An 11496-nucleotide genomic window follows, 5' to 3' on the forward strand; every position below is an offset into this window, starting at 1 on the left:
ATTATCGAATTATAAAATTACCGGAGCAGCACTGTGCCGAAAATCATCAGTAAGCTAAATACTAAAAGCCAAGACTTTGTGGCGAATGCCCAGCATATGCAAGTACAAGTCGACGACTTAAAAGACAAAGTTGCCACCATAAAACAAGGTGGCGGTGAAAAGTCCAACCAACGTCATTTAGACCGTGGCAAACTACTGCCTAGAGAGCGTATTAACACACTACTCGATGACGGCTCGCCGTTTTTAGAATTATCTCAATTAGCCGCCTATATGGTTTACGAAGATAACGTACCTGCAGCAGGTGTGATTGCGGGTATCGGCCGAGTATCGGGCGTTGAATGTATGATAGTGGCCAATGATGCCACGGTAAAAGGCGGCAGTTATTACCCTCTCACAGTGAAAAAGCACTTACGGGCGCAAACCATAGCCGAACAAAACAATTTGCCCTGTATTTATTTGGTTGACTCGGGCGGGGCAAACTTACCCCGTCAAGATGAAGTATTCCCCGACCGTGAACACTTTGGCCGCATCTTCTTCAATCAAGCGAACTTATCTGCTCAAAACATTCCGCAGATTGCTGTGGTTATGGGCTCTTGTACTGCTGGCGGTGCTTATGTGCCGGCTATGGCCGACGAGTCTATTATTGTTAAAAATCAAGGCACTATCTTTTTAGGTGGACCGCCACTGGTTAAAGCCGCGACAGGTGAAGTGGTCAGCGCTGAAGACTTAGGCGGCGGCGATGTGCATTGCCGCACCTCTGGTGTGGTGGATCACTTAGCCAATAATGATCACCACGCATTAAAAATTGCGCGAGATGCCATTGCCCGCTTAAATCGAAACAAAACCATTGAACTTGATGTGCGTGAACCCATTGAACCACATTATGGCAGCGAAGAAATTTACGGTGTTATCCCTAAAGATACTCGCCAGCCTTATGACGTGCGAGAAGTGATAACGCGAGTTGTAGATGGTTCAGAATTCGATGAATTTAAAGCCTTGTACGGTCAAACTCTGATTTGTGGTTTTGCCAGAATATATGGTTATCCCGTGGGCATAGTGGCCAATAACGGTATTTTGTTTTCTGAATCGGCGCAAAAAGGCGCGCACTTTATTGAGCTGTGTGCCCAGCGTAAAATTCCGCTGGTCTTTTTACAAAACATCACCGGCTTTATGGTGGGCAAACAGTACGAGTCTGGCGGCATAGCCAAACATGGTGCAAAAATGGTCACGGCTGTGGCTTGTGCCAAAGTACCGAAATTTACTGTGTTGATTGGTGGCAGCTTTGGTGCCGGTAACTACGGTATGTGTGGTCGTGCTTACGATCCTCGTTTTATGTTTATGTGGCCTAATGCCCGTATTTCGGTGATGGGCGGTGAACAAGCTGCTGGTGTGTTGTCCCAAGTGAAGCGGGAACAAAAAGAGCGCATCAACGAACAATGGAGCGCCGAGCAAGAAGCCGAATTTAAACAACCTATAATCGATACCTACGAAACCCAAGGCCATCCTTATTATGCCTCGGCGCGCTTGTGGGACGATGGTGTTATCGATCCAGCAGACACTCGTCAAGTATTAGGATTGAGTATTTCAGCTAGCTTAAATAAACCCATAGAGGACACCAAGTTTGGTGTCTTTAGAATGTAAGGGTGGAATGATCATGAACCAAACCGATAACGTGTTATTTGAAATAGACAACAGGGGTGTGGCTACCGTCACCCTCAATCAGCCAGAGATCCACAATGCTTTTGACGATAAGTTAATTGTTAAGCTCACCGAGATATTTACGCAAATTCATAACAATGACGATATTCGCGTGATGGTATTGGCGTCATCTGGTAAAAACTTTTGTGCCGGCGCCGATTTAAACTGGATGCAGCGCATGGCGACTTACAGCTATGAGCAGAATTTAACTGACGCCAACGCACTAGCAACAATGTTTTTTACCCTAAACAACTTAAATAAACCCACTATTGCCAAAGTGCAAGGTGCAGCTTTTGGTGGCGGAGTAGGGTTAGTGGCTTGTTGTGATATGGCCATTGCCAGTAAATTAAGTCGCTTTTGTTTAAGTGAAGTGAAGCTAGGACTTATTCCTGCGACTATTAGCCCTTATGTAATTGATGCAATTGGTGCCAGATTAGCACGACGCTATTTCACCACCGCTGAAGTGTTTTCGGCTATGCGCGCCAGACGTATTGGTTTATTAAGCGAAGCGGTGACCGAGGAAGAACTCGAAAGCACAGTTGCAAGCTTGATTGAACACTTGTTAAAAAATTCACCCGCGGCTATCCGTGAAGCTAAGCAGCTTATTTTTTCTGTACAAAACCAGCCAGTGACGGCTGAACTTTTGGCCAGCACCAGCGAAAAAATTGCCGAGATTAGAGTCTCAGAAGAAGGTCAAGAAGGCCTGAATGCGTTTTTAGAAAAACGTCCTGCTAACTGGCTAACGGAGTAACATATGTTCACTAAATTATTGATTGCCAATCGCGGCGAAATCAGCTGCCGTATTATCAAAACGGCTAAACGCATGGGTGTGTTAACCGTTGCCTTATATTCAGATGCTGACCAACAAGCGTTGCACGTAAAAATGGCAGATGAAGCAGTTTATGTAGGGCCATCACCTTCAAAAGACAGCTATTTACAAGGCGAAAAGATCATTCAGATTGCCCTGCAAGTAGGCGCAGATGCCGTTCACCCTGGTTATGGATTTTTATCCGAAAATGCCAATTTTGCTAATTTATGCAAGCAAAATAATATTGTTTTTGTGGGCCCTCCGGTTGCTGCAATTGAAGCTATGGGTTCAAAATCTGCCGCTAAAAACATTATGGAAAAAGCCAATGTACCTTTAGTACCCGGCTATCATGGCGATGACCAAAGCGAGGCAGGGTTAAAATCTCACGCCGACAAAATGGGTTATCCGGTATTACTAAAAGCGGCTGCCGGTGGCGGTGGTAAAGGTATGCGCCAAGTATGGAGTTCTGAGGAGTTTAATGACGCCTTAGCCGCAGCTAAACGCGAAGCCATGTCGAGTTTTAACGATGATTTGATGTTAGTTGAAAAATACCTCACTCAACCCAGACACGTTGAAATCCAAGTGTTCTGTGACAATTTTGGCGATGGCGTTTATTTGTTTGAACGAGATTGCTCAGTGCAGCGTCGCCATCAAAAAGTCATCGAAGAAGCCCCTGCCTTTGGCATGAGCAAAGAGCTTAGAGCGCAAATGGGTGAAGCAGCATTAAAAGCGGCCAAAGCCATCAATTATGCTGGTGCAGGCACAGTGGAGTTTTTATTAGACAGCGACGGTCAATTCTATTTTATGGAAATGAACACCCGTTTGCAGGTTGAACATCCAGTTACCGAAATGATCACCGGCCAAGATTTAGTTGAGTGGCAATTACGGGTGGCCAATAACGAAACGCTACCCATGGCACAAGATGCATTGGGGATCCATGGCCACGCCTTTGAAGCCAGAATTTATGCCGAAGATCCTAATAATGACTTTTTACCTGCTACTGGTACTTTGTCGTTATTACAGCCGCCTGTTGAATCACAACATGTGAGAGTGGATACCGGTGTGGTGCAAGGTGACGATGTGTCAGTGTTCTACGATCCTATGATTGCCAAATTGATTGTTTGGGACGAAAACCGCGAAAAGGCCTTAGCACGATTAACCAAAGCCTTAACCGAATATCATATAGACGGTGTGGTCACCAACATTGAGTTTTTGTACAACTTAGCTAACAGCGAGCCGTTCAAAAATGAACAAATCGACACTGGTTTTATCGAAAAAAACCAAGAGTTGTTGCAGCTCAATGAAGCCCAAGATGTGCAAACTTTATTGCCAGTTGCCGCCTTGTACTTGATGCTCAATACCCAGCAAAATTCCAATACTAGTCAGCAAGATAGCCACTCACCTTGGGCACAAGGCAACGCATGGCGCGCCAATGAACAACATATTCAAACTTTGGACTTGTTAGTAGGCGAAAACACCTATGCCGTGCAAGTTAGTCAAATTGGTATGGGCGCGAAAAGTGTGTTTTCTATCACTGTGGGTCAACAAAACTACCATTGCAGTGGAGAGCTTGCGCAAAACCAGATGTTATCCACTATCAATGGTCACAAAACCTTGGCTAATGTCACGGCTCATCAAGATGGTTACTCGATATTTAGTAACGGTAAGGTCATTCGCTTTAATAACATTCAGGCCGATTTAGGTGATATCGAAGACAATGCCGCAGACGCTGGATTTGTCGCGCCCATGAATGGCACTGTGGTGGCGATTTTAGTTGAGCCACAACAGTCAGTTGAAAAAGGCCAAACTCTTATGGTGATGGAAGCCATGAAAATGGAACACAGCTTAAAAGCCCCAGCAGATGGTGTGGTCAGTGAGTTCTATTTTAAAGCAGGCGAGCTGGTAGATGGCGGCGTAGAGTTACTAGCGTTCCAACCCTCAGAAAAGGCGAGTTAAAATGCTGCCAACCTCAGTCAAAATAGTCGAAGTAGGCCCTAGAGACGGCTTACAAAACGAAAAAGGCGTAGTGCCGTTAGACGCCAAAGTAGCCTTAGTGGAGCAACTTGCCGATGCAGGTTGCGCCGTGATCGAAACCGGTAGTTTTGTGTCGCCCAAATGGGTGCCACAAATGGCTGACAGTACCGCGGTATTTCAGCAGATAAAAAGAAGCCCTAAAGTTAGTTACGCCGCCCTAACCCCAAACCTACGTGGTTTAGAAGCGGCAATCGAAGCCAAAGCCGACGAAGTGGCGATTTTTGGCGCGGCCTCTGAGTCTTTTTCGCAAAAGAACATCAACTGCTCCATCGCAGAAAGCCTACAGCGTTTTTTACCTGTGATAGAACTGGCACAAAAGCAAAATATCCCGGTAAGAGGTTATGTGTCTTGTGTTTTAGGCTGCCCTTACGAAGGGGATATTGCGCCGCAAAAAGTGGCAGAGGTTAGCCAGCAGTTATTAGATATGGGCTGCTATGAAGTGTCGCTGGGCGATACTATTGGTGTAGGTACGCCAATCAAAACTCAACAAATGTTAGAAGCGGTGTTAGAAAAAATCCCCGCTGATAAATTAGCAGTGCATTTTCATGACACCTACGGTCAAGCCTTAGCCAATATTTTAGTGGCACTGCAACAGGGTATTTCAGTGGTGGATAGCGCAGTATCGGGTTTAGGCGGTTGTCCTTATGCTAAAGGGGCGTCTGGCAATGTGGCCACCGAAGATTTGGTGTATATGCTGAATGGTATGAATATCAAAACCGGCATAGACCTAAACAAGCTCACCGCGGCAGGCTTAACTATGATGCAGGTTTTAGGCAGGCAATCGAATTCTAAAGTAGCGCTAGCTTTGAATGCACAAGGACAATAAGTTTTGACTGAGGTTACTTCTAAAACTAAAACCTTACCACCTAATGTACGGATTATGATTGCCCTTGTCGCCTCGCCTACCCTACTAGTGGTGGGCATGTTGTTTTACACCTTATTTATTGATGGCTGGCAAAAAGTCAGCGTCAGTATGATTGTATTTTCACTACTTTGCGTTTTGGCTTATTACGTGGTGATAACAGGCCGCCCTCCACGCTTAACAAAGAAAAAATACACCCAAACAAAAAACTAATCTCTATTTTAAAAATTCATTCGGGTACAATATTGCTATTCAACTCAGTGACACATAAACAGCAGTAAGGTAGAGCAAATGGAGTTTTTTACTTGGGACGTTAACCCAGTATTAATTGAATTATTTGGATTAAAAATACATTGGTATGGCGCCTTGTTTGCCACCGCTATTTTTGCAGGTTTGCAAGTATTGAAGTGGATATTCATCCAAGAAAAAATCAAAATGGAATTACTCGATTCGCTACTAATGTACGCTGTTCTCGGTATCATTGTAGGTGCCAGACTTGGACATTGTTTATTCTACGATCCACAATATTACCTCAGTAACCCATTTAAAATTTTGGCCATTTGGGAAGGCGGCCTAGCCAGTCATGGCGGTGGCGCAGGTGTGATCATCGCCATGTATTTTTTCGCCAAAAAGCACCAGCTTAACTTTATGTGGATATTAGATCGGGTGGCTATAGCGACCGCATTATTTGGTTTTTTTGTACGCTTTGCCAACTTTATGAATTCTGAAATTATCGGTATTCAAACCGACTTACCTTGGGCTGTGGTATTTGCTCGGGTCGATCTACTTCCAAGACACCCCGCACAATTATATGAGTCATTGTCCTACTTAAGTATATTCGCAACGCTAGTGGTGTTGTATCGCTTTACTGCAATTAAAAAGCATGGAGGCGCCCTGTTAGGTGCATTTTTATGCTTGGTTTTTACCGCTAGATACCTCATCGAATTTGTTAAAGTCAAACAAGCGGCCTATGCCTCAGATACACTTATAAGTACCGGGCAACTATTGAGTATTCCATTTTTCGTGGTGGGGATTTATTTACTGTTTAATGCGTGGAAAAAAGCCGCGTCTTAATCAAGCCAAACAATGAATCTAATAATGAGTAACGACCGATTAATTAAGTAAGCGCAACTATTATACTGTACTCAGTTAAACGGTTTTACTCTTTACACTATCATTAGCCTCCCATGTTCGTATTCTTTCAGTGATCATATCTGCTACCTGCTGTGGCTGCTCCAAAGGAAACATATGCCCATGTCCAGCAAAGACCTTTTGTTCAATCTTCGTCTTTTTAACAAAACTACCCAAAAGTGCTGGCACACATACGTCGCTGTTACTGCCTGTGAGCAATAAACCGGGTACAGATAACCGCTGGTAATATTTGTTCAAGTTGTGGGGCACATTGCGGTAAATACTCGCTTCAATTTGCGCATCAAAGTTAAGTTGTAATTTTCCTTCTCGCTCGTCTATAACAGCTGACACGTAGTCTTGGATACATTCTAATTGAAAATGTTTAAATAGTGCCTTCGCTTTGAAATAAGCCACCACGTCTGTCCCTAATGGCCAACTTTGACAACGTACTTTTGCTTTTCCTGCTGGCGAAAATTTGTCAATTAACGGGGAATACTTAAGCAATTTAAAGGCAACTCTGGCCAAGCCTGAAGCAATAGGAGGATCGAGCATAATTACTCCTTTGATTAAGTCTGGCCTTTCACAGGCTGCCATAAAAGACACCACAGCCCCCATAGAGTGCCCTACAGCATAAACAGGTTTAGCAACATTTTGAGTGAGATATTCAATAAGTTCTGCTACTTGATTGCTTAGATTGGCATTCACGGGATAACGCGATGAATGTGCGAACTTAGTTATAGCATGCACCTTGAAATCATTGGGAAACTGCTGAAACAACTGCTGGTAGCTGCCTGCAGGAAATCCATTAGCATGCGCAAAATGTAGGTGTATATTGGTTGAGTTGGTCATCTATTGCCTGTTATTAGGGAGTTTTTATGAGAGTGATTAGATTAAAAATAATAATGGCCCCAATACCTGAATATTGGAGCCATACAATGCTATTTTACAACTAGAGATAGTATCAAACAATCATCCTTAACCATTTCGCTCTTCAGCTGCCTGCCAATCAGCAGGTATCTTTTTGGCCGTCCAAAAGAATGCAATTATCGCCAGCACATAGGGAACCGCAAGCCACGCCAATGACATCCTTAAGGATTCTACCTCACCGTACTCGGCCGTATAAAAATCACTCACTATGCCAATAAAAGTAGGACCGCCACCTAAGGCAATAATATTCAGTACAAAGAAAAATAACGCCGTAGACATGGCTCTCACTTTTACCGGAGCCAAGGTTTGTGCCAAAGCAAAAGAAGGCCCTAAATAAAATCCACTGGTAAACAGCAAAACCGTGACCAAACCAATAGATAACCACAGTGATTCCACTTGTAACGACAGATAATACGCTGGTGCACCCACGACTAAGGCCAACGCTGGCACTAGCCCATAAGCACCTTTGTTGGTTTTACTCCATTTATCAACTAACACACCGCCAAGCCAAACACCGCCAGCATAAGCAGTACCATTGATAATCCCTAAGGTAATCAAAAATTGGGTGATATCTAACCCAGCATGAGCCCGCACATAGAAATCAATCATCCAAGTGGATATGGCGTAATTACCAAAAGAGCCAAAAGAAATGGCAAAACACATGCCCCACCACGACTTAATCGACAAGAGTGCCTTAATAGACTGCCATGAATTATTTTGTGCCGATGCCGTTTGCATATTGCCACTACGGGGCGGCTCCTTAACCGTTAGCTTAAGCAACAGGGCTAAGGCCACGCCTGGTAAACCTACGGCAATCATCACTATACGCCAGTCCGCCTCACCACCTTTAAGGAAAAAAGCCGAGGCAAAGAAAGCAAACATAATTCCAAAGGGGATCCCCATCGAATAAATCGCTAAGGCACCGGCTCGTTTTTCTTTAGGAAATAAATCAGAAATAATCGAATGAGAAGGAGGACTACCGCCGGCTTCACCTATACCAACACCAATACGCGCTAAGGCAAGTTGCGTGAAGTTTGTGGCAAGCCCAGATGCCGCGGTAAAACCACTCCAAAGTGTAAGTGAAATGGCAACAATATTGACCCTACTGTACCTGTCAGCAAGCCAAGCAATGGGAATCCCCAACACTGTGTATAACAAGGCAAAATATAATCCTTTCAGCCAACCTAACTGGGCATCATCAAGGCCTAAATCAGCCTTTATAAAAGGTGACAAGATCCCAATAATTTGGCGATCAATAAAATTAAAAGCATAAATCAAAGTTAAAATACATAGCACATAGTTTCTATAACCATTTGAAACAGCTGTGGGTGTTTCTTCAATAGTGCTACTCATTGTCTCTTCACTTGCCATCGATAATATACTTGGAGCTAAGTTTTTGATGACCTCATGTTACGGGGGCAAGCCTAGTAAATTCAAGTTAAATTGTTAATTTTTTGTAAGTATAACAGGCAGTTATGCTCATTCATAAAGACATGAAATTGTCTTGCGTCAACTAAAGTTTATGATAATTAGCCTCGAATCAGACCAGTTTCTGAGTAACCATCCGCCTTCGGAGTCACATCAACCCATGCATATTGATACTTTATTACACTCGGTTAAACAGCAATTCAAATTAAGCAATCGCGATATTAATCTATCCGTTACAAGTAGCTGGGCTCAAGGACGAACCTTATACGGCGGTGTCTCCGCGGCCTTGGTGTATCAAGCCATGCGAGAGGCGGTGGCAGACGATAATGTTCTGCGCTCACTTAACACTAACTTCATTGCACCGATTGAGTCAGATTGTGAATTTAATATTAATGTTGAAGTGTTAAGGCAAGGTAAAAATGTCACTCAGGTAATCGGGCGATTAATACAAAATAATCAAGTTGCAGTAATGAGCCAAGCAAGCTTTGGCGTTGCAAGGCAATCCAGTATTCAAATCACCAGTAATTTACAGCACACCATGGACTATCCGCAGCGATCCAATGTGATGCCTCCACCATTAAAGTTAGCCCCAAGCTTCTTAAAGCATTTCAACTTAATCCCGACTAAAGGTGGTTTGCCATTTTATGGCTTAAAGGAAGGTGATGTACATGGCTGGATGCGATTTAATCAGCCACCAAGTGATTTTACTGACGCACATCTAGTGGCGCTCATAGATATTTGGCCACCCACTGTATTACAAATGTTAAAAGTGCCCGCCATGGCAAGTACCATGAGTTGGAATTTAGAGTTTATCCACCCCCATCAAAAGATAGCTGGTGAAGATTGGTTTGCATATCAAGCTCAGACCCGACAAGCAGTCGATGGTTATGCCCATACCGAAGCCAACATTTGGGATAAACACGGCGAATTAGTGGCTATTAGTAGACAAGTCGTGGCAGTATTTGCTTAATCCAATTGGCGTCTACCAACAGCAATATTGTTAGAACATCGAAAATGAAGACGGGCTAAACAAGGCTAAGGCTCCAATTAATTGTAAATTACTAAAATCAAGAGCACTGTTCACACTATCTATATCAAGCATTAAACTCTCGTACATTTCGTCTGTTACTTTAGAGTGAGTTAAGTACAAGTCACTGTTTACATTGTTAAGTGCCAACATATAGGCCAGTTGAATAATTTTTTCTTCTTTGCTGACGGCTAGATGCTCACTAACATGAGTTTTTGCTACAACCTGTGAAATACCTGTGGGAATACCCCACAATTTTAAGAGCTCAGCTGAGAGATCAGCGTAACAAAAACCAAGGTGAGTGTTTTGCATCATTAAAGGGGTATTGTCACTTGAAATAGCACTGCATTTTGACGCTGCTGTAGGGTTTAGCTGCACCAATACCAGCTCACCAATATTATGCAATAGACCACAAACAAACATCTTCTCTGGCTCTTTTAAGCCCACCTCTTCAGCCAAATATTTACATATTAGGGCACAGCTTACAGCTTGCTCCCAAAACTTTTCTAAGTCGATCACATTTGGCTCAATACTCTTAAATGCACTTGCCACACCATAAGCTAATACAAGGTCGTAAATAGACTTAGTGCCAATCACCTGAATAGCTTTAGTGACGGTCGTAATTTTATTGGGAAACTTATATAAAGCACTGTTAGATACTTTTAAGACTTGCGACATTATGGCTGGGTCGTAATTAATGACTTGTGCAATATCATCCATAGAAGTGGTGTCATCATCAATTAATTGCTTAATTTTTATAACAGCCTCGGGTAACACAAAAATATCGCCGGCACTCGCTGTATAGTCTTGTAGATCCATCAATATCATTCACCTTAGATTATATGATAAGCAGTGTAATCGATGATTGAACTTGCTGCATCCCCAATCTTTCACCATCCCAAAATATAATAGGACAAAATATTCATCTTTATTCTGAATAATATCGATGAATTCAGACGTCTGACATAAGCGTCATCCTCGCTGGCGGGGATCCCAGTTACTTTGGTGTTGCAGGTAGGGAAGACACTAGGTTCCCGATAACGACTTTCGGAAACGACACTAACTGCCTGCGGGCCATGCTGCGCATGTTCAAAATTGTTCCAGACAATTTAGTTATTCGTATCATCCATGATACTCACCCTTCGGGCAGCCAGAGGCTGTACAATTTGTTCCATACAAATTGTCGAACCACGCTGGTTCTCGTCCAACACGACCTACGTCAGATTATTGAATATGTTTAAGAAAATAGTGGTGTTTATGTTTTGTGACAACTAAGAAGATGGTGGGGTTTAACCAGTCTCTTTAGCAGCACCGCTGCGCCTGGCTAAACAATCCGACACGGACGTCGAGTTTGGGTGCCGATCATCAGGGACGTGTATTTGACTACTTTAAAGATTTCACAAAATGCAACGCTTGAACATGTGTTCGAGTTCAGCACGACTAAATCAAAGTTTATTAGAAGTTTTGAGTATTTGAATATTTTGAATCTAGAGAAAACTTAAAAGATGGTGGGTCGTGCTGGATTCGAACCAGCGACCAATTGATTAAAAGTCAACTGCTCTACCAACTGAGCTAACGACC

At 43.3% G+C, this 11496-nt stretch carries 10 protein-coding genes; 7 read left to right on the forward strand and 3 right to left on the reverse strand.

All coding sequences use genetic code 11. The annotated features are described in order from the left end of the window. Positions 1-33: 33 nt before the first annotated feature. From Q0688_RS15065 to lgt, 6 genes are all read left to right on the forward strand, one after another. The gene (locus Q0688_RS15065; protein WP_299078457.1) at positions 34-1641 is read left to right on the forward strand and encodes a carboxyl transferase domain-containing protein; all 1608 of its coding nucleotides are present in this window, start codon (positions 34-36) and stop codon (positions 1639-1641) included. Between the two features lie 13 nt (positions 1642-1654). Continuing rightward, positions 1655-2449 carry an enoyl-CoA hydratase/isomerase family protein gene (locus Q0688_RS15070; RefSeq protein WP_299078460.1) on the forward strand — a complete coding sequence of 265 codons (795 nt, stop codon included), beginning with the start codon at positions 1655-1657 and terminating at the stop codon, positions 2447-2449. A 3-nt stretch (positions 2450-2452) separates the two neighbouring features. Continuing rightward, positions 2453-4462: an acetyl/propionyl/methylcrotonyl-CoA carboxylase subunit alpha gene (locus Q0688_RS15075; protein WP_299078463.1), complete on the forward strand. Its 2010-nt coding sequence runs from the start codon at positions 2453-2455 to the stop codon at positions 4460-4462. Position 4463: 1 nt separating this feature from the next. Beyond that, the gene (locus Q0688_RS15080; RefSeq protein WP_299078466.1) at positions 4464-5366 is read left to right on the forward strand and encodes a hydroxymethylglutaryl-CoA lyase; all 903 of its coding nucleotides are present in this window, start codon (positions 4464-4466) and stop codon (positions 5364-5366) included. A 3-nt stretch (positions 5367-5369) separates the two neighbouring features. After that, positions 5370-5615 carry a hypothetical protein gene (locus tag Q0688_RS15085; RefSeq protein WP_299078469.1) on the forward strand — a complete coding sequence of 82 codons (246 nt, stop codon included), beginning with the start codon at positions 5370-5372 and terminating at the stop codon, positions 5613-5615. 78 nt (positions 5616-5693) lie between these two features. Then, positions 5694-6476: a prolipoprotein diacylglyceryl transferase gene (lgt, locus tag Q0688_RS15090; protein WP_299078471.1), complete on the forward strand. Its 783-nt coding sequence runs from the start codon at positions 5694-5696 to the stop codon at positions 6474-6476. Positions 6477-6551: 75 nt separating this feature from the next. On the opposite strand, the gene Q0688_RS15095 is transcribed toward lgt, so the two are convergent. Next, entirely contained in the window at positions 6552-7382 is an 831-nt protein-coding gene (locus tag Q0688_RS15095; RefSeq protein ID WP_299078474.1) for an alpha/beta hydrolase, read from the reverse strand. A 126-nt stretch (positions 7383-7508) separates the two neighbouring features. After that, positions 7509-8813, reverse strand: a complete 1305-nt coding sequence (locus Q0688_RS15100) for an MFS transporter (RefSeq protein WP_299078477.1) — start codon at positions 8811-8813, stop codon at positions 7509-7511. Between the two features lie 235 nt (positions 8814-9048). Between Q0688_RS15100 and Q0688_RS15105 the strand changes: the two genes are divergently transcribed. Next, positions 9049-9858 (forward strand): thioesterase family protein, encoded by an 810-nt coding sequence (locus Q0688_RS15105; RefSeq protein WP_299078480.1) that lies wholly within the window; start codon positions 9049-9051, stop codon positions 9856-9858. Between the two features lie 30 nt (positions 9859-9888). Here Q0688_RS15105 and Q0688_RS15110 read toward each other — a convergent pair whose 3' ends face one another. Then, the gene (locus Q0688_RS15110; RefSeq protein WP_299078483.1) at positions 9889-10734 is read right to left on the reverse strand and encodes an HDOD domain-containing protein; all 846 of its coding nucleotides are present in this window, start codon (positions 10732-10734) and stop codon (positions 9889-9891) included. Positions 10735-11496 lie beyond the last annotated feature (762 nt).

Origin of the sequence: uncultured Paraglaciecola sp. (assembly GCF_937123705.1) — a bacterium.
GTDB lineage: Bacteria > Pseudomonadota > Gammaproteobacteria > Enterobacterales > Alteromonadaceae > Paraglaciecola.